The sequence below is a fragment of the Sphingobium sp. RAC03 genome, from assembly GCF_001713415.1.
Taxonomy (GTDB): Bacteria; Pseudomonadota; Alphaproteobacteria; order Sphingomonadales; family Sphingomonadaceae; genus Sphingobium.
In genome coordinates this window covers 378,630-397,859 of sequence record NZ_CP016456.1, presented here as the reverse complement: position 1 = coordinate 397,859, position 19,230 = coordinate 378,630, and the positions used below count along the sequence as shown (strand labels likewise).

Below are 19,230 nucleotides of genomic sequence, written 5' to 3'. Positions count from 1 at the left end.
GGACGGACCGATGAACGCACAGACCGACATGGCAATCGACCAGCCCCACCACGCCGTCCATTATGTCAACCGCGTCGGCTGGCTGCGCGCCACCGTGCTGGGGGCCAATGACGGGATCGTCTCCACCGCCAGCCTGATGACCGGCATCGCCGCGTCGGGCGCGAGCAGCCAGACGATATTGCTGACCGGCATCGCCGCTTTGGTCGCAGGGGCGATGTCGATGGCGGCGGGCGAATATGTCTCGGTCAGCGCGCAATCGGACACCGAACGCGCCGATCTCGCCAAGGAACGCAAGGCGCTCGCCACCCAGCCGCACGCCGAATGGATCGAACTGCGCGACATCTATGTCGAACGTGGCCTCACCGCCGATCTGGCGGGACAGGTGGCGGAACAGTTGATGGCGACCGATGCGCTGGGCGCGCATGCCCGCGACGAACTGGGCATTTCGGACATGGCAACCGCGCGCCCGGTACAGGCGGCGCTGGCCTCTGCCGCCAGCTTTGCCGTGGGGGCCACGCCGCCGGTGCTGGTCTCCGCGATCGTCCCGGCTGGCAGCGCGCTGGTCGCGATCGTGGGCCTGTGCCTCTGCTGCCTGGCGCTGCTCGGCTATGTCGGCGCGCGGCTGGGTGGGGCGAGGCCGCTGCGGTCTATCCTGCGCACGCTGTTGTGGGGCGCGCTGGCGATGGCGATGACCGCTGGCGTAGGCCATCTTTTCGGCGCGGCCATATAGTGGCAGGGTTCGCGCCAACCATAGGAGACCAAGCATGACCGACATTCAGCAAATCCCGCTCAAGACGATCAAGGGTGCCGACGCCAGCCTCGCCGACTATGCGGGCAAGGTGATTCTGGCCGTCAATGTCGCCTCCAAATGCGGCCTGACCCCGCAATATGAAGGGCTGGAGCAGTTGTACGCCGCCTATAAGGATAAGGGGCTGGTGGTCGCGGGCTTCCCCGCCAATGATTTCGGCGCGCAAGAACCGGGCAGCAATGACGAGATCGCCACTTTCTGCACCACCAATTTCGGCGTCGATTTCCCCATGTTCGAAAAGATCGTGGTCACCGGCCCGGACAAGCATCCGCTCTACGCCGCCCTGACCAGCGCGGTGCCGGAAGCGCAGGGGGAGGGCGATGCCTTCCGCGAGAAGCTCAAGGGCTATGGCATGACCCCTAATCCGGTGCCCGAAGTCTTGTGGAATTTCGAGAAATTCCTGATCGCCAAGGATGGCAGCGTCGCCGCCCGCTTTGCGCCCACCACCGCGCCCGACGATGCGGCGCTGGTCGCGGCGATCGAAGCGGAACTCGCCAAGTGATGCGGGCAGGCCTGATCGCGGGCGCGCTGCTGCTGGCGGGCACGCCCGCCATGGCGGCGCTGTCGCCCGCCGAACGCGCTATGACGCAAAGTGTCGAGGCGGGCTATGAACCCGCGATCGGCCTGCTCGAAACCCTGGTGAACCAGAATAGCGGATCGATGAATTTCGCCGGCGTGAAGGCGGTGGCCGACATGCTGCGGCCGCAGTTCGAGGCGCTGGGCTTTACCGTGACCTGGCAACCGATGGACGCCGCCAAGCGCGCCGGGCACCTGATCGCGGTGCATAAGGGCCGCGCCGGGACCACCAAGATGCTGCTTATCGGCCATCTCGACACGGTGTTCGAACCCGACTCGCCCTTCCAGACATTCGAGCGCAAAGGCGATCTCGCCAAGGGGCCGGGCGTGGCGGACGACAAGGGCGGCGTCGTCACGATGCTGCTGGCGTTGAAGGCGATGCAGGCGGCGGGCACGCTCAAAAATGCCAATATCGAAGTCGTGCTGACCGGCGACGAGGAAGATGCGGGCGAACCCATCAGCGTCGCCCGCGCCGACCTGATCCAGGCGGGCAAGCGCGCGGACGTGGCGCTCGATTTCGAAGGGCTTTCTGTCGAGGACGGCAAGGATATGGGGTCGATCGCACGGCGATCCTCCAACAGCTGGACGCTGACCGCGACCGGCAAGTCTGGCCATAGTTCGGGCATCTTCTCCGCCAGTGCGGGCGATGGCGCGGTCTATGAACTGGCGCGGATCATCGTCGCCTTCCGCAAGGAATTGCCCGAACCCAATCTGACCTTCAATGTCGGCCTGATCGGCGGCGGCCAGAGCGCGGACGTGGACAAGGACGGCGTGCGGATCGCGGTGACGGGCAAGACCAACATCATCCCACCGATCGCCGTGGCCAAGGGCGATTTCCGTACGCTGAGCGAAGAGCAGACCGCCCGCGTGCGCGCCAAGATGCAGGCGATCGTCGGGGCAGGGCATCTCCCTGGCACCTCAGCCAGCATCGCTTTCGACATGGGCTATCCCTCCATGGCCCCAACCGCGGGCAACCGCGCGTTGCTCGCCAAGCTCAACGGCGTCAACGCCGATCTGGGGCTGGCGACGATGCCTGAACTCGATCCGCTCAAGCGCGGCGCAGGCGATATCAGCTTCGTATCGCAGGATGTGGACGGCCTGATCGGCCTGGGCGTCACATCGACCGGCGACCACAGCCCGGCGGAACAGGCCGACCTGTCGAGCATGAAACGCCAAGCCAAGCGCGCCGCGATATTGATGAGCCGCCTCGCGACCGAAAAAGGGCGGAAATAGACTCACGAAACCGAACGTCGTCATCCCCGCGTAGGCGGGGACCCATCTCCCAACCTCACGCCTGACGATAGCGTAGGAGATGGGTTCCCGCCTTCGCGGGAATGACGGAAATATGATGAGGTTCGCTCGACACAAGCGGGTGAGCAGCGTTAGATCGCGCCATGCTTCCCCCCGTCGCCTCGCTCGCCACCACCATCGGCCCGGTGCTCGAAACATTGAGCATCGTCGGCACCTTCGTCTTCGCCGCATCCGGGGCACTGGCCGCCGCGCGGTTGCAGCAGACGCTGGTGACCTTCGCTTTCTTCGCGCTGGTGACCGGCGTTGGCGGCGGCACGGTGCGCGACCTGTTGATCGACGCGCCGGTCTTCTGGGTCGCTGATCCCATACCCGCCATCGCCTGCATGGCCGCGGCCTTGATGGTCTGGTTCACGCCGCGCAAATTCTGGAGCGAACGCGCGCTCGACTGGCTCGATGCGATCGGGTTGGCCGCCTTCGCCGTGTTCGGCGCGGCCAAGGCGATGAGCTTTGGCGTGCCGCCCTTCGTCGCCGGGATGATGGGCGTCGTCACCGGCTGCGTCGGCGGCATCATGCGCGATCTGCTCGCGGGGGAGCCGTCCATCCTGCTGCGGCCCGAACTCTATGTGACAGCAGCCGCCGTCGCCTCCGGCCTGTTCGTGCTGCTGCGCGCCATCGGTCTGGACGTGCCCGTCGCAGGCCTGATCGCCGCGCTGATCGGGTTCGCGCTTCGGGCGGTAGCGATCCGGCGAGGACTGGGATTGCCGGTATATCGGGATGGGGAAAGCCAAGACTAAACATCAAAATTATCAATGCAAATCAACACGAGGCGCAAAAGCACATGCTTGGAAGCGACAAGAAAAGCTAGCACAGGACGCCCGTGCTTTAGAAAGGCTTTTACCTGCTCCGTGGTTGGGTCTGGCCGTCGCATATAGGTCTCCATTGATCGCCGAAATCTCAGCGTGGAGCCTATGTTTGAAATTAGCAGACGTTTATAACCCTCAGGCGTGTGGCGGCGGACGTTACCGCCACAACCCAGCCAGCATCGCCATCACCCCGCGCTCCTCCGCCACATTGCGCGGCTTCGGCGCGCCATAGCCACGGCATTCCAGGCAGTCCGCCCGCACGCCTGCGCCCATCACCAGCGCCTTGACGTCCGCAACCGCCTGCATCGCCCAGCCACGTTGGACCATCGCCTGGCGCGCCAGCATGTCGCGCGGCGCGTTCGCATCGTCGCTATCACGCTCCGCCATCGCTTCGATCCATTCGGCCCATTTGTCCGGTGCCTTCTCGATGCGATAAGCGCGCGCCGTCTTGGGGTCGATCTTCGCCCGGCGCGCCGCTTCGGCAATCGCGTCCTCCAGTCCACCGAAGCGATCGACCAGCCCGTTCTGCCGCGCGGTGCCGCCGTCCCAGACGCGCCCCTGCGCGATGGCGTCGACCTGCTCGGGTGTCTTGCGGCGCGATTGCGCAACCACGCCGACGAAGCGGCGATAAATATCCTCGACCCCCATTTGCATGATCGCGTCGAACTGCGGCGATGTGCCGCCGGCCAGGTCCGGCTGGCCCGACAGTGGCGTGGTCGTCACGCCATCGGTGGTGACGCCCATCTTGGCCAGCGTCCCTTCAAAGCTCGGCAAAATGCCGAACACGCCGATTGATCCGGTAATGGTATCCGGCTCGGCAAAGATCATGTCCGCCGGGGTCGACACCCAATAGCCGCCGCTGGCCGCGACATTGCCCATCGACACGACGATCGGCAGCCCGTCCGCCTTGGCGGTCATGATGGCGCTGCGGATCTTCTCCGACGCCATGACCGATCCGCCCGGCGAATCGACCCGCACGACCAGCGCCTTCAACTCCTTTTCGTTGAGCGCGGTCAGCAGCAGGTCGGAGATGGTATCCCCCGCCGCCGTGCCGGGGCCAGCCTCGCCATCGACGATATTGCCTGCGATCGTCAGCACGCCGATCTGCCCGTCATTGGCGGGCTTGCGCGCCTTCACATAAGCGGCCAGGTCGATCTTCGCGAAGGCACCGGCCTTGGCGTCGGACGCCTCGCCCGCAATCTCCGCCACGCGCGCACCAAAGGCGGTCGCGTCGCCCAGCTTGTCGACCAGCCCAGCGGACAGGGCGGCGCTCGCCATATTGCCCCCTGCGGCGCGGGCGGCGGCAACCGGGTCGGCCGCATAGGCGGCGATCTTCGCCTTGGGCCGTGCCTTGGCGACATCATCCTGCCAGTTGCGCCACAGCACATCCGCCAAAGCCTGGCTCGCCTGCTTGGCTTCGGGCGACTGGTCGGCGCGGATATAGGGTTCGACGAAACTCTTATAGGTGCCGACGCGATAGACATGGGTGTTGACGCCCAGCTTGTCGATCAGCCCCTTATAATAGAGGCCGGAGCCGCCCCGTCCCATGATCGCGACGCCGCCCAGCGGATCGCTCCACGCCTCGCTCGCATGGGCGGCAAGCTGATAGCTGTCATCGGTATAGAGGGTGGCATAGGCCAGCACCGGCTTCTTGGCGGCGCGAAGCCCGTCAAGTGCCTCGCCGACCCGCGCGATGGCAACCTGTCCGCCACCCATGAAACCGTCCAGATCCATCACCACAGCCTTAACCTTCGTATCGGTCTTGGCCGCTTCCAGCGCCGCGACGATATCCGAAAGGCGATATTCCTTCATGTCGGGACCGGAACCGGACAGCAGCGAGAAAGGATCGACCTCGGCGGGTTGCTCGACAATCGTGCCATCCAGATCGAGCAACAGCGCGCCTGCGCTCACGCTGGCGGCGGGCTTGGGCGAGAAGGAGAGGGCGGCATAAAGCGCGCCAAAGAACAGCAGCAGGAACAGCAGGACCAGCCCGTCCTTGATCGCCACCAAAATGCGCCACGCGCCCTTCACAAATGCCAAATGCCGGTTCCTTCTGCCCTGTGCGCCATGGCTACCCCATCGCCCGATCGACTGCAATGTGGGCGCGATGCGGGCGGCTGCAACCTTGCGCCCCCGATTTTGGTTGCTATGGGGATCGTTGCATAATCGCGGCCTACCTTTCCCCGTTCGCCCTGAGCCTGTCGAAGGGCTGCACTTCTTGAAGAGAAGGACAAGGCTTCGACAAGCTCAGCCCGAACGGGTTTAGGGGGGGGGCGATTTATGCGATAATCCCGTCATGGGACTTACATGTTCGCTATCGTGCAGGAGACGCGCCCTATGCCCACTCTCGTCCTTATCCGCCACGGCCAGTCGTCGTGGAACCTGGAAAACCGCTTCACCGGCTGGTGGGACGTCGATGTGACCGAAAAGGGCGTGGGCGAAGCGCGCGCTGCGGGCCAGTTGATGAAGGAGAAGGGGCTGGATTTCGACCAATGCTACACCTCGCTCCAGACCCGCGCGATCAAGACGCTCAATCTGGCGCTGGAGGAAATGGGGCGGCTGTGGCTGCCGGTCGAAAAGGACTGGCGCTTGAATGAGCGCCATTATGGCGGCCTCACCGGCCTCAACAAGGCGGAGACGGCGGCTAAACATGGCGACGATCAGGTCAAGATCTGGCGCCGCAGCTTCGACATTCCGCCGCCAGCATTGGAAGCAGGCAGCGAATTCGACCTCAGCCAGGACCGCCGCTATGCGGGCATCGCCATCCCCGCGACCGAAAGCCTCAAGGACACGATCGCCCGCGTCCTGCCCTATTGGGAAGCGACGATCGCCCCCGACCTCAAGGCCGGCAAGCGCGTGCTGATCTCCGCCCACGGCAATTCGCTGCGCGCGCTGGTCAAGCATCTTTCCAACATCCCCGATGACGAGATCACCCATCTGGAAATCCCCACCGGCCAGCCCATCGTCTACGAACTGGCCGACGACCTGAGCGCTATCGACCGCTATTATCTCTCGGAACGGTAATCCTCCCCTGGCAGGGGAGGTGGCTGCGCGCAGCGCAGACGGAGGGGTGTCACGCTCTCGATAGGGTGACACCCCTCCACCACTTCGTGGTTCCCCTCCCCTACCAGGGGAGGATTTGCGGTTTGATCAACGTCTCGACTGCCGCTAAGGGCCTTTGCTTTCCGGGCGGCACCGTAACGGCCGCGCCATGAGGGGAACGCAGGGCATGAGCGGGGCAATCGAGGTCGGCATCATCATGGGCTCGCGGTCCGATTGGGACACGATGCGCCACGCCGCCGACACGCTCGCCGCGCTCGGCGTCGCCCATGAATGCAAGGTTGTGTCGGCGCACCGCACCCCCCAACGCCTCTATGATTACGCCACCAGCGCGGTCGGCCGCGGCCTCAAGGTCATCATCGCGGGCGCAGGCGGCGCGGCGCATCTGCCGGGCATGTGCGCATCGATGACGCGGTTGCCGGTACTGGGGGTGCCGGTCGAATCGAAGGCGCTCAAGGGCATGGATTCGCTGCTGTCCATTGTCCAGATGCCCGGCGGCATCCCCGTGGCGACGCTGGCGATCGGCAAGCCCGGCGCAATCAATGCCGGGCTGCTCGCCGCCGCCATCCTCGCCACCAACGATCGGGCGCTTGCCGATCGGCTCGACGCCTGGCGCGCCAAACAGACCGACGCGGTCGCCGAAACGGTCGAGGACTGATCGCGCCCATGACGACCATCGCGCCCGGTTCGACCATCGGTATCCTCGGCGGCGGCCAGCTCGGCCGGATGATCGCCATCGCCGCCGCGCAGCTTGGCTATCGCACCCACATCTTCGCGCCGGAAGAGAGCGGCCCCGCTGCCGACGTGTCGCCGCGCTGGACGCGGGGCGCGTATGACGATCCGCACGCGCTCGCGGCCTTTGCCGATAGCGTCGATGTCGTCACTTATGAATTCGAGAATATCGCCCCCTCGGCGGTCGAAACACTGGCGGGCCATGGCCTCGTCCGCCCCGGCGCGCAGGCGCTGCGCGTGGCGCAGGACCGGCTCGCCGAAAAGCGCTTCGTCTGCGACCTCGGCGGGCTGACGGCACCCTTCGCGCCGGTCGACAGCCTGGACGATCTGGAAGCGGCGATCGCGACGATCGGCAGCCGCGCGATCCTGAAAACCAACCGCATGGGCTATGACGGCAAGGGCCAGGCGCGCCTGAACGAGCCGGGCGACGCGGTCGGCGCCTGGAACGCGATCGATCGCCAAAGCGCGATCCTCGAAGGCTTCGTGACCTTTGCGGAGGAATTTTCGGTCATATTAGTACGCGGCGTCGATGGTGAAGTGCGCTTCTGGGACAGTTCGGCCAACGTCCATGTCGATGGCATTCTCGACACGTCGATCGCGCCCGCCGGGCCGCTGATCGAGGGGCAGGTGCCCGCCGCTCGCGCCCTGGCGCGCCAGATCGCCGATGCGCTCGACTATGTCGGCGTGCTGACCTGCGAATTTTTCGCCAGCGCCGACGGCCCCGTCTTCAATGAAATGGCCCCGCGCGTCCATAATAGCGGCCACGGCACGATCGAGGGCGCTCTGACCAGCCAGTTCGAAAATCACGTCCGCGCGATTTGCGGCCTGCCGCTTGGCGACACCGCGCTCGCCGCGCGCCGCGTGGAGATGCGCAACCTGATCGGCGACGCCGCGCATGATTGGCGCGCGATCCTCTCCGATCCCGCCAACCATCTGCACCTCTACGGCAAGGACGAAGCCCGGCCGGGGCGCAAGATGGGCCATGTGACGCGGCTGACGCTGTGATCGACATCACCCTCATCCTCGCCCGCGCCGACAATGGCGTCATCGGCCGGGATGGCGACCTGCCCTGGCGACTGCCCGCCGACCTCAAGCGCTTCAAGGCGCTGACGCTCGGCCATCCGATGGTCATGGGCCGCAAGACGTTCGACAGCCTGCCGGGCCTGCTGCCGGGCCGCCGCCACATCGTCCTGACCCGCGACCGGGCGTGGACCGGGGCAGGGGCCGACGTGGCGCATGATGTGGACGGCGCGCTGGCGCTGGCCGATGCGCCCACCGTCATGGTCATCGGTGGCGCGGAAATCTACCGCCTGTTCCTGCCACTCGCGCACCGGATCGAACTGACCGAAGTGCATCTGGAGGCGCAAGGCGACGCCAGCATCGCCTATCCCGACCCGGCCGACTGGGTGGAAGTCGCGCGCGACCACCATCCCGCACTAGACGGTCGCCCCGCTTATAGTTTCGTGACGTTGGTGAAAAATAGCGAACCGTGAAAATCCGTTCGGGCTGAGCCTGTCGAAGCCTTCTGCCGAGCGCAGCGAGGTCCAAGCCCCATCGCCAGGCGCAGGGCGAACGGAGCGCAGTGGATCACCAATTGCCACGCCCATCCCGCCCCCCTATAGGCCGCGCCATGGAGCGGCTGACAAGCAGCGCCCCGGTTCCGGCGCATCTGCGCGGGGCCGTCATGGCGCTGGGCAATTTCGATGGATTTCATGCCGGGCATCAGGCCGTGGTCGGCCACGCGGTCGCGCGCGCGCGCGCGGAAGGCCGTCCGGTCATCGTCGCGACCTTCGATCCGCACCCGATGCGCCTGTTCCGGCCCGACACCCCCCATTTCCGCCTGACCACGCTGGACCAGCGACAGGCGCTGTTCGCCGCCGCCGGGGCCGACGCGATGCTGGTCTTCGCCTTCACGCCGGCGCTTGCCGCGCTCGACCCGCAGGCCTTCGTCCGCCTCCTGGCCGAGGATATGGGCGTGGCGGGCGTCGTCACCGGACAGGATTTCACCTTCGGCCGTGGCCGGACCGGATCGGTCGCGGTGCTGGCGGAACTCGGCGCAGCTTCGGGCCTATGGACGCAGGCGGTGGCTCCGGTCGCCGACGCCAGCGGCGACATCATATCCTCCACCCGCATCCGCACCGCGTTGCAAGCGGGCGATTGCGCCACCGCGACCCGGCTGCTGACCCGGCCCTTCACCATCGAAGGCGTGGTGCAGCATGGCGACAAGCTCGGCCGCACCATCGGCTTCCCCACCGCCAATATCGACATGGGCGACTATCTGCGCCCGGCCTATGGCATCTACGCGGTGCGCGGGCTGCTGCCGGACGGTCGGATTTTGGACGGCGCGGCGAACCTCGGCATCCGGCCTATGTTCGACCCGCCCAAATTGCTGCTGGAACCGCATTTCTTCGATTTCGCTGAAAATCTCTATGACCAGCGGATCGCGGTGCAACTGATCGCCTATCTTCATGCCGAACGCGCCTATGACGGGTTGGACGCCCTGATGAACGGCATTGCCCAGGACTGCGCCGATGCACGGCAAATCCTTGCGGGCCAAAACCTTGCGGGAACGCCCCACCTCGCCTAATGCGGCGAGCTATTCCTAACCCCGTTCGCTTCGAGCGAAGTCGAGAAGCGATACGCGCCGTGCCAGCGTTTCTCGACTGCGCTCGAAACGAACGGATGTTTGCAGATACCGGAACCCCATGACCGACGCACCCGACTATAAGTCCACCGTATTCCTGCCGCAAACCGACTTCCCGATGAAGGCGGGCCTCGCGCAAAAGGAACCGGCGATCGCCGCGCATTGGGAGGCGATGGACCTCTATGGCAAGCTGCGCGAAAAGCGCGCCGGGCGCGAACGCTTCATCCTGCATGACGGCCCGCCCTACGCCAATGGCGACATCCATATGGGCCATGCGATGAACAAGGTGCTCAAGGACATCATCGTCCGCAGCCAGTCGCTGCTCGGCAAGGATGCGCCCTATGTGCCCGGCTGGGACTGCCACGGCCTGCCGATCGAATGGAAGATCGAGGAAGAATATCGCAAGAAGAAGCTGAACAAGGACGAGGTGCCGGCGCAGGAATTCCGCGCCCAATGCCGCGCCTATGCCGACCGCTGGGTGGGCGTGCAAAAGGAACAGTTCAAGCGCCTCGGCGTCATGGGCGACTGGGCTGATCCGTACCTCACCATGAAGTTCGACGCCGAAGCGACCATCGTCGGCGAACTGCTGAAATTCGCGGAAAGCGGCCAACTCTATCGTGGCGCCAAGCCCGTCATGTGGTCCCCGGTCGAAAAGACCGCGCTGGCCGAGGCGGAGGTCGAATATGAGGACGTGACGAGTACCCAGATCGACGTCGCGTTCGAGATCGTGGAAGCACCGAACGCGCCGGAACTGGTTGGCGCGTATGCGGTGATCTGGACGACGACGCCTTGGACGATCCCGGTGAACCAGGCGATCGCCTATGGGGAAGAGATTGAATATCGTCTTGTCGAGTGGGAGGGTAAGAGACTTCTCATCGCCGAATCTTTGGTGACAGAAGCATGGTATCGGTTGCGCGGCTCCAAGACGGTCAGCACAGTCTCTGATGAAGCTGGCCCATACCTCGAAATCGTTAAGTACAACGAATCTGATCCTTTGCCCCTCGGCAACAAAATCAAAGGTACCCAACTCGCCGGAGCCATAGCGCGCCACCCCATGGCCAATTCCCTCCGTCATCCCGGCGAAAGCCGGGATCCCGCTTCTTCTTTTAACGGCGGCGAAGGCAGCGGGACCCCGGATCAAGTCCGGGGTGACGACAAAGCGCAACTCGGCTTCTTCGATCGCCCACGCCCTTTCCTCCCCGCCGACCACGTCACCACCGACGCGGGCACGGGCCTTGTCCATATGTCCCCGGACCATGGCGAGGAGGATTTCATCGCCTGCAAGAAGCTCGGCATCGACCCTGTCTTCGCGGTCAATGACGCGGGCTTCTACCGCGACGATTGGGAATGGCTGCCGGGCCAGGGCAGTGTCATCAACACCAAGTTCAACGGCGTGGACGGCCCGATCTGCTCAGACCTGCGCGCCGCCGGTGCGCTGCTCTCCGCCAGCGACTTCCGCCACAGCTACCCCCATAGCTGGCGGTCGAAGGCTCGGATCATCTACCGCTGCACCCCGCAATGGTTCATCCCCATGGATAAGCCATCCGGCAACACCATGCCCGACTATCCGCTCCCGCCGCTGGAGCCGATCACCGGCGCGCTGGCGACGGCCCTGCCGACCAACGGCCCGACCCTGCGCGGTGTCGCGCTCGACGCCATCCAGAACACCCGCTGGGTGCCGGAACGCTCGCGCAACCGCATCAATGCGATGGTCAGCGACCGCCCCGACTGGGTCATCTCGCGCCAGCGCGCCTGGGGCGTCCCGATCGCCCTCTATGTCCATCGCAAGAGCGGCCAGTATCTCGTTGATCCGGCAGTCAATGCCCGCATCATCGACGCCTTCAAGGCGGCGGGTGCCGACGCCTGGTTCGGTGCCGATCATCAGGCGCTGCTCGGCCCCGATTATGACCTGGCCGACTATGAAGTCGTGACCGACATTCTCGACGTCTGGTTCGACAGCGGCTCGACCCACAGTTTCGTCGTGGAGGCCCGCTATGGCGAAGGCACCCGCGCCGACCTCTATGTCGAAGGGTCCGACCAGCATCGCGGCTGGTTCCAATCCTCGTTGCTCGAATCGAGCGGCACGCGCGGCCGCGCACCCTATGACGCGGTCCTGACCCACGGCTTCGCGCTCGACGGCACGGGCAAGAAAATGTCCAAGTCGCTCGGCAATGTGGTCGATCCGCTCAAGATCATGGCCGAAAGCGGCGCCGACATTTTGCGCGTCTGGGTCGCCAGCACCGACTATTTCGACGACGTCCGCATCGGCAAGGAAGTGCTGGCCGGTTCGTCCGACGCCTATCGCAAATTGCGCAATACATTCCGCTACATGCTGGGCGCTCTTGCCGATTATGATGAAGTGAGCGAAGCCGTTTCCTACGCCGAAATGCCGGAGCTGGAACGCTATATGCTCCACCGGCTGGCGGCGCTGGATGCGGAATTGAAGTCGGTCGTGGACCAGGCGGCGGACAGCGACAATTGGCTCGAATTCAGCCGCTACACCCGCGCCTTGTTCGACTTCGCCAATAGCGACCTCTCGGCCTTCTTCTTCGACATCCGTAAGGACTGCCTCTATTGCGACGCGCCGTCGGACCCCAAGCGGCGCGCCTATCGCACCCTGCTCGACACGCTGTTCCACGCGCTCGTCCGTTACGCCGCGCCGATCATCCCCTTCACCGCCGAGGAAGTGTGGCAAAGCCGCTTCCCAAGCGACGAAGATAGCGTCCATTTCCTGGAATGGCCGGAGATCGACCATCATTGGCTCGACCGCGACCTGGACGACAAATGGCGCGAATTGCGCACCCAGCGCGAACAGGTGAACGAAGCGATCGAGCCGCTCCGCCGCGAAAAGATCGTCCGCTCCAGCCTGGACGCCGACGTCACCATGGGCGAACTGCTTGCGGTGGGCGATGTCGATTTCGCCGAAGTGGCGATCGTCGCGCGCGTGACCATGGGGCAGGGCGACGGCATCACCGTCCAGCCAAGCAGCTGGCATAAATGCGGCCGCTGCTGGCGCAAACTGCCCGAAGTCACCACCGACGGCACGCTCTGCGACCGCTGCGACGCGGTGCTGGCGGGCTAAGCGATGTTCCTCCATGTCGTCATCCTGAAACAAGTTCAGGATGACGACAGTTTTTTAGGCTAGAGAGCGCAGGCATGCCCACCCCCATCAACCACCGCCCGCTGGGCCTGACCGTGGCGATCGTGACCCTCGCGCTCGACCAGCTCATCAAATATACCGTCACCTATCCGTTGGCGTTGAAAAGCCGCGCGGATATCGGCATCGAAATCCTGCCGATCTTCCGCTTGCGCTGGCTGGAAAATCGCGGTGTGTCGATGGGCTTCTTCCACGCCGATACCGACCTGATGCGCTGGGCGCTGGTGGGCATGACCATCCTGATCGCCGGGTTCGTCGCCGTGTGGATGTGGCGGGAAAAGGCGCGGCAGGATGTCGCCGCGCTGGGGCTGGTGCTGGGCGGGGCGATCGGCAACATCGTTGACCGGATGCGGCTCGGCTATGTCATTGATTATGCCGATTTACATTTTGGTGAGTGGCGGCCCTTCCTGATTTTCAACCTGGCCGACGCGGCCATCACCATCGGGGTGCTGATCCTGCTTGCGCGGGCGTTGCTGCTGCGCGACAAGGACGCAAAGACGGAGACTTTGAAGTAATGCGTAAATTGATCCTCGCCGCCGGTTTGCTTACCACCCTGTCCGCCTGTGGCGGCGGCGGTGGCCTGTTCAACCGCGAGCGCCCCGACGAATTCGCCGTGTCGCGCCAAGCGCCCTTGGTGATCCCGCCAGACTTCGCGCTCGTTCCGCCCGCGCCCGGCTCCCCGTCGGCCGCCTCGGTCGATTCGGGCAAGGCCGCGATGGACGCCATGTTCGGCGGCCCCGCTCAGCGCAGCGCCACCGAAACCGCGACGCTCGACGCCGCCGGCCGCGCCAACGCGGCAGCGGGCATCCGCTCCTCGGCCGGCGACCCCGCGACTGAAGTCGTGGAAAAGGGCGCCACCACCCGCGACATCATCGCCGCCCCCGAAGGCGACGGCCAGGACGCCAGAGCGGTAACGCCGCAGCCGTAAGCGACAAAAAAAAGGGGCCAATCGGCCCCTTTTTCTTATCGGCTGTAGCGTGAGCCTTAAGCCCGCGCTTCCGTGCCAATCCCCGCACTATTATGCCGCAGCGCCGTCAGCACCGTGTCGATGATCGCATCGGCATCCAGCCGCGCATCGGCATATTGTTTTTCGGGCTTGTCCTGATCCTGGAAAATGTCGGGCAAGCGCAAGGTGCGGATCTTCAGCCCCGCATCGGTCAGCCCCAGGTCGCTCGCCAGCGTCAGCACATGCGCGCCAAGGCCGCCGATCGCGCCTTCCTCGATCGTCACGGCGACCTCATGGGTCGCCAGCAACCGGCGGATCATCGCTTCATCGAGCGGCTTAGCGAAGCGCAAATCGGCAACGGTGGTGGACAGCCCCTTGGCCTCCAGCACCTCTGCCGCCTTGAGCGCTTCCTCTAACCGCGTGCCGAGCGACAGGATCGCAACCTGCCGCCCTTCGCGCATGATCCGGCCTTTGCCGATTTCCAGCCGTTCGGGCGTCTGCGGCATCGCCACCCCGGTCCCATTGCCGCGCGGATAGCGCAGCGCGATCGGCCCGCTATCATGCATCGCGGCGGTATGCGTCATATGCACCAGTTCGGCCTCATCCGCCGCCGCCATCACCACCATATTGGGCAGGGTGGCGAGGTAGGTGACGTCGAAACTGCCCGCATGGGTCGATCCATCCGCGCCGACCAGCCCGGCCCGGTCGATCGCGAAACGCACCGGCAGGTTTTGGATCGCGACATCATGCACCACCTGGTCATAGGCGCGCTGCAGGAAGGTCGAATAAATGGCGCAGAAGGGCCGCATCCCCTCCGCCGCCAGCCCCGCCGCGAAGGTCACCGCATGCTGTTCGGCAATGCCGACGTCGAAGATGCGATCGGGGAAGGCGAGGGCGAATTTGTCGAGCCCCGTGCCCGATGGCATCGCGGCAGTAATCGCGCACAGCTTCGGGTCGCGCTGCGCCTCGGCGATCAACGCCTGGGCAAAGACATTAGTGTAGCTTGGCGGGCCGGGCGGGGCTTTCGCCTGCGTGCCCGTCACTACATCGAATTTCTGCACGCCATGATATTTGTCGTCGGCGGCTTCGGCCGGGGCATAGCCCTTGCCCTTCTTCGTCACGACATGGACCAGGCATGGCCCCTCGGCCGCGTCGCGCACATTTTCCAGCACCGGGATCAACTGGTCGAGATTATGACCGTCGACCGGGCCGACATAATAGAAGCCCAGTTCCTCGAACAGGGTGCCGCCCATCGCCATGCCGCGCGCAAACTCATCGGTCTTGCGCGCCGCATTGTGCAGCGGCCGGGGGAGCTTGCGTGCCAATTTCTTCGCGAGGTCGCGCAGGCCGAGAAACTCCCGGCTCGACACCAGCCGGGCGAGATAGCCCGAAAGGCCGCCCACCGGCGGCGCGATCGACATGTCATTGTCGTTGAGGATGACGACCAGCCGATTGCCCGCCGCCTGCGCATTGTTCATCGCCTCATAAGCCATGCCCGCGGACATCGCGCCGTCGCCGATGACGGCGATGCCCTTGCCCGGCCGGTCCTGCATCTGATTGGCGATGGCAAAGCCCAAAGCCGCGCTTATCGAGGTCGAGCTATGCGCCGCGCCAAACGGATCATAGTCGGATTCGGCCCGCTTGGTGAAGCCCGACAACCCGCCGCCCTGGCGCAAGGTGCGGATGCGGTCGCGCCGCCCGGTCAATATCTTGTGCGGATAGCATTGGTGGCCGACATCCCACACCAGCTTGTCGCGCGGCGTGTCGAACACATAATGGATCGCCGTGGTCAGTTCCACCACGCCCAGCCCCGACCCTAGATGGCCGCCCGTCACACCCACGGCGGAAATCACTTCCTGCCGCAATTCATCGGCCAGCTGCCGCAATTGTTCGGGCTTCAGGGTGCGCAGGTCGGAAGGCCAGATAACCTGGTCGAGCAGAGGCGTTTGCGGGCGATCATTCATGAAAGGTATAGACTCATATAGGCGCTGGGGCGGGTGGGCGAACGGCGCGAAGCCGCGGTCACGCCGCGCATTTTGCGCAGGTGCCCAATATCTCGATGACCGGTCGTTCGGGCTTGAAGCCTTCCTGCTCGGCGACGGCACGGACCTGGTTGGTCACCTTGTCGTCATCCAGATGGGTCGCCTGCTTGCAATTGCGGCACACCAGGAAGATGCAGTCGTGATGACAGCCCGGATGCGCGTTGGCGATATAGGCGTTGGCGCTTTCCACCCGCATCGCGATATTGTTCGTCACGAACAGGTCGAGGATGCGATAGACGCTGTTGGGCGCCACCCGCTTGCCCCGCGCCTTAGACACCGTATCGGCAATGTCATAGGCGGATGCGGGCTTTTCCTCGGCCGACAGTGCATCGAAAATGGCGGCGCGCATCGGCGTCCACTGTTCGCTCTGGGCTTCCAGCGTGCGGCGCGCGGCGTCGGCCAATTTGGTGCCGGTCGGCTCAATATGATGATGTTTATGGTCGGCCATCGGACCAATCTAGGCCGGGGCGGGGCCGGGGGCAAGGGCAGGCTGTCAGCGCTGCCCGAACTGCCATGCCGCCCATAGCCAGCCGCCGATCATCAGCACGCCGCCGATTGGCGTGATTGCCCCCAGCCAGCGTGGCGCGCCCAGCGCCATGGCATAGAGCGTCAACGCGAAGATTGCCGCGCCGATCAGCAGCAACACCGCCGCCCCGCGCGCCACGCCCATGATCGCGATCGCCGCGACGGCATGGATCAACTGATAGGTGCCACCGGTGCGCAGCCACTCGACCGCCTTGGGATCGCTCACCCCATGCGCGCCGAACGCGCCCGCGCCAATGGCGAGCGCCGCGGACAGGGCCGCCAAAACAGCAATCATGTCTTTTCTCCATCGCCGCGGGTCAGCAGCCGCATCCCCTTGCCGGGGCGGTAGATCAAATCCTTGGCGGCGATCAGGTCGCCATGCTCGATCTGCAACGCCAGCCGCTGTTCGTCATTGGCGCGATATTGGCGCTCGACCTCCTCGACTTCCTCGTCAGGCACGCCCAGCGCCTGCATCGCCTGCACCCCCATGCAGATCGCCGATTCATAGACTTCGCGCACTACCCCGGCGAGGTCCATATTCTGCAGCGCCAGCAATTGCCTGCGGTCGAAAGCGCGCACCATCAGCGCCGCCTGGGGAAAGGCCTCGGCGATCGGCTGCAGCGCGCGGCTGTCGAGCGAAGGGTCGTCGATGCAGAAGGCGATCAGCCGCGCATCGTCGGCCCCGGCGCGGTGGAGCAGGTCGATGCGCGTGCCGTCGCCATAATAGACCTTCGTATCGAACCGCTGCGACACTTCGATCTGCGCGGGCTTCTTGTCGATCGACACGACGGCAAAGCCATGGCCGATCAACATCTGCGCCACTGTCTGGCCAAAACGGCCATAGCCGACGATGATCGCGGTGCCGCGCGGTGCCTCGTCCGGGCCGGGCAAGTCAGCGCCATCGCGCGACGCGGCGAATTCGAACCGGCGGGCGAACAGCATCAGGAACGGCGTCGTCGCCATGGAGAAGGTGACGATCGCGCTGAACAGGCTCGACGCTTCGGGCGCGATCAGCATCGCGCTCTGCGCCTGCGCAAACAGCACGAAGCCAAATTCGCCGCCCTGCGACAAGAGCAGCCCCGCGCCCAGCGCCGGTCGCCAATCCATGCCGAACAATCGCGCCAGGCCAGCGATGATCGCCGCCTTGGTCGCCACCAGAATTAGCGCCATGCCGATGACGAACACCGGATTGGCCGCAACGGTCTTGAGGTCCAGCACCATGCCGACCGCCAGGAAGAAGAGGCCAAGCAGGATCGAGCGGAAGGGTTCGACATCGGCCTCTATCTCATGCCGATAGGGCGAATCAGCCAGCATCACGCCCGCCACGAACGCCCCAAGCGCGGTCGACAGATGCAGGCTGTGCATCAACGCCGCCGCCGCCAGCACGGTAAACAGCCCGACCACGACGAACAATTCGCGCTCACCCAGCCGCCCGACCAGCCCCAGCAAAGGCCGCAGGATGAACCGCCCTGCCAGTACGAGGCCCGCAATCGCCGCGACCGTATAGCCCGCCAACACCCATCCGGGCGGCCCGGCCGCATCGGCCGGATTGCGCGACAGCGCGGCGATGATCGTGATCAGCGGCACGATCGACAGATCCTGGAACAGCAGGATCGAAAAGGCTTTCTCACCAAAGGGCGAGTTGATCCGCCCGCTCGATTTGAGGCCCGGCAACACCTGCGCCGTGGATGACAGCGCCAGCGGCAGGCCAAGCGCGATCGCCGCACCCCAGGTGAAGCCGGTGGAATAGAAGATGATCGCCGTCAGTACGCAACCGCACAACACCACCTGCGCCAGCCCCAGCGCAAAGATGTCACGCTTCAATCGCCACAGCCGCGCCGGATGCAGTTCCAGGCCGACGAGGAAGAGCAGCAGCACGATGCCGATTTCAGCAATCGCCAGCTTCGATTCGCCGCCGCCGACCAGCCCCAGCCCTTGCGGCCCGACGAGCGCACCCGCCACCAGATAGCCCAACACCGCACCCAGCCCGAACCGGCGGAACAGCAGGACGAACAGGACGGCGGCCCCCAGCAGGATGACGCCTTCCGACAACAGCATGTCGGTGGCGCTGACCGGAACGGGCAGGGGGGCAGGCACGCTCTGCATCAGGCGTCCGCCATCCGCGCGGCTTCGGCTATCGCTTCAAAACCCAGGCGAATGGACGCATGGCGCGCCGGATAGCCGCGCGCCGGGGCCAGCACCGCCAGGCCCGGCCAGAAATCCAGATCCTCGCTCGCGCCCGAAAGATAAGCGGCCAACTTGTCGCGCGCCTCGGCGAGTTCATCCGCGCTCATCCCGATCGCCTGCGCCGCCATCAGCGACGCCGACGCCTGCCCCAGCGCGCAGGCCTTCACGTCCAGCCCCATGTCAGCGAGCCTCCCATCCGCCATCGCCACATCGACCACGATCCGCGATCCACAGGTCGGCGACCGCTTCTCCACACTCGCCTGCGGTTCGGGCAATCGGGCATGATGCGGGATGCTGGCGGCAAGCCGCAATATATCTTTGTTATACAGGGGAGCGCTCATCCCGTCCCATGTAGGACAGGATCGTCGCGGGGTGAAGGCGGGGAATAGGGATGCGGGAAATAAGCCGGCAACACGCAATCCTGATGGCCCCTTCCAAT

General features: G+C 65.1%; 18 protein-coding genes. 12 read left to right on the top strand and 6 right to left on the bottom strand.

The window, feature by feature from the left end; genetic code table 11:
- Positions 1-10: 10 nt before the first annotated feature.
- From BSY17_RS06500 to BSY17_RS06485, 4 genes are all read left to right on the top strand, one after another.
- Positions 11-730: a VIT1/CCC1 transporter family protein gene (locus BSY17_RS06500; protein ID WP_069064889.1), complete on the top strand. Its 720-nt coding sequence runs from the start codon at positions 11-13 to the stop codon at positions 728-730.
- A gap of 34 nt (positions 731-764) precedes the next feature.
- On the top strand, positions 765-1,310 hold the full coding sequence (locus BSY17_RS06495; RefSeq protein WP_069064888.1) for a glutathione peroxidase: 546 nt from the start codon (positions 765-767) through the stop codon (positions 1,308-1,310).
- Complete coding sequence (locus BSY17_RS06490) at positions 1,310-2,617, top strand: M20/M25/M40 family metallo-hydrolase (protein WP_069064887.1); 1,308 nt, start codon at positions 1,310-1,312, stop codon at positions 2,615-2,617. The genes BSY17_RS06495 and BSY17_RS06490 overlap by 1 nt, the downstream gene beginning before the upstream one ends.
- A 161-nt stretch (positions 2,618-2,778) precedes the next feature.
- The gene (locus BSY17_RS06485) at positions 2,779-3,429 is read left to right on the top strand and encodes a trimeric intracellular cation channel family protein (RefSeq protein WP_069064886.1); all 651 of its coding nucleotides are present in this window, start codon (positions 2,779-2,781) and stop codon (positions 3,427-3,429) included.
- A 225-nt stretch (positions 3,430-3,654) separates the two neighbouring features.
- On the opposite strand, the gene sppA is transcribed toward BSY17_RS06485, so the two are convergent.
- Positions 3,655-5,538: a signal peptide peptidase SppA gene (gene sppA, locus BSY17_RS06480; RefSeq protein WP_069064885.1), complete on the bottom strand. Its 1,884-nt coding sequence runs from the start codon at positions 5,536-5,538 to the stop codon at positions 3,655-3,657.
- Positions 5,539-5,835: 297 nt separating this feature from the next.
- Here sppA and gpmA point away from each other — a divergent pair, with 297 nt between their 5' ends.
- From gpmA to BSY17_RS06440, 8 genes are all read left to right on the top strand, one after another.
- Complete coding sequence (gene gpmA / locus BSY17_RS06475; RefSeq protein ID WP_037475202.1) at positions 5,836-6,522, top strand: 2,3-diphosphoglycerate-dependent phosphoglycerate mutase; 687 nt, start codon at positions 5,836-5,838, stop codon at positions 6,520-6,522.
- A 205-nt stretch (positions 6,523-6,727) separates the two neighbouring features.
- The gene (gene purE / locus BSY17_RS06470) at positions 6,728-7,216 is read left to right on the top strand and encodes a 5-(carboxyamino)imidazole ribonucleotide mutase (protein ID WP_069064884.1); all 489 of its coding nucleotides are present in this window, start codon (positions 6,728-6,730) and stop codon (positions 7,214-7,216) included.
- Positions 7,217-7,224: 8 nt separating this feature from the next.
- Complete coding sequence (locus BSY17_RS06465) at positions 7,225-8,295, top strand: 5-(carboxyamino)imidazole ribonucleotide synthase (RefSeq protein WP_069064883.1); 1,071 nt, start codon at positions 7,225-7,227, stop codon at positions 8,293-8,295.
- On the top strand, positions 8,292-8,783 hold the full coding sequence (locus BSY17_RS06460; RefSeq protein WP_069064882.1) for a dihydrofolate reductase: 492 nt from the start codon (positions 8,292-8,294) through the stop codon (positions 8,781-8,783). Before BSY17_RS06465 ends, BSY17_RS06460 begins: the two co-directional genes overlap by 4 nt.
- Positions 8,784-8,920: 137 nt before the next feature.
- Positions 8,921-9,877 (top strand): bifunctional riboflavin kinase/FAD synthetase, encoded by a 957-nt coding sequence (locus BSY17_RS06455; protein ID WP_069064881.1) that lies wholly within the window; start codon positions 8,921-8,923, stop codon positions 9,875-9,877.
- A gap of 118 nt (positions 9,878-9,995) precedes the next feature.
- Positions 9,996-13,016 (top strand): isoleucine--tRNA ligase, encoded by a 3,021-nt coding sequence (gene ileS / locus BSY17_RS06450; protein WP_069064880.1) that lies wholly within the window; start codon positions 9,996-9,998, stop codon positions 13,014-13,016.
- 74 nt (positions 13,017-13,090) lie between these two features.
- Entirely contained in the window at positions 13,091-13,606 is a 516-nt protein-coding gene (gene lspA, locus BSY17_RS06445) for a signal peptidase II (RefSeq protein ID WP_037475189.1), read from the top strand.
- Entirely contained in the window at positions 13,606-14,019 is a 414-nt protein-coding gene (locus BSY17_RS06440; protein ID WP_037475187.1) for a DUF3035 domain-containing protein, read from the top strand. Before lspA ends, BSY17_RS06440 begins: the two co-directional genes overlap by 1 nt.
- 56 nt (positions 14,020-14,075) lie before the next feature.
- Here BSY17_RS06440 and dxs read toward each other — a convergent pair whose 3' ends face one another.
- Genes dxs through BSY17_RS06415 form a run of 5 tightly spaced genes read right to left on the bottom strand, consistent with a single transcriptional unit; the run spans position 14,076 to position 19,132 of the window.
- Positions 14,076-16,001: a 1-deoxy-D-xylulose-5-phosphate synthase gene (gene dxs, locus BSY17_RS06435; protein WP_069064879.1), complete on the bottom strand. Its 1,926-nt coding sequence runs from the start codon at positions 15,999-16,001 to the stop codon at positions 14,076-14,078.
- 58 nt (positions 16,002-16,059) lie between these two features.
- Positions 16,060-16,527, bottom strand: coding sequence for a Fur family transcriptional regulator (locus BSY17_RS06430; protein WP_037475183.1), 468 nt, complete (start codon positions 16,525-16,527; stop codon positions 16,060-16,062).
- Between the two features lie 45 nt (positions 16,528-16,572).
- Positions 16,573-16,899, bottom strand: coding sequence for a DUF423 domain-containing protein (locus BSY17_RS06425; RefSeq protein ID WP_069064878.1), 327 nt, complete (start codon positions 16,897-16,899; stop codon positions 16,573-16,575).
- Positions 16,896-18,710 (bottom strand): cation:proton antiporter domain-containing protein, encoded by a 1,815-nt coding sequence (locus tag BSY17_RS06420; protein WP_069064877.1) that lies wholly within the window; start codon positions 18,708-18,710, stop codon positions 16,896-16,898. Before BSY17_RS06420 ends, BSY17_RS06425 begins: the two co-directional genes overlap by 4 nt.
- Positions 18,710-19,132, bottom strand: coding sequence for an iron-sulfur cluster assembly scaffold protein (locus BSY17_RS06415; protein ID WP_069064876.1), 423 nt, complete (start codon positions 19,130-19,132; stop codon positions 18,710-18,712). The genes BSY17_RS06420 and BSY17_RS06415 overlap by 1 nt, the downstream gene beginning before the upstream one ends.
- Positions 19,133-19,230 lie beyond the last annotated feature (98 nt).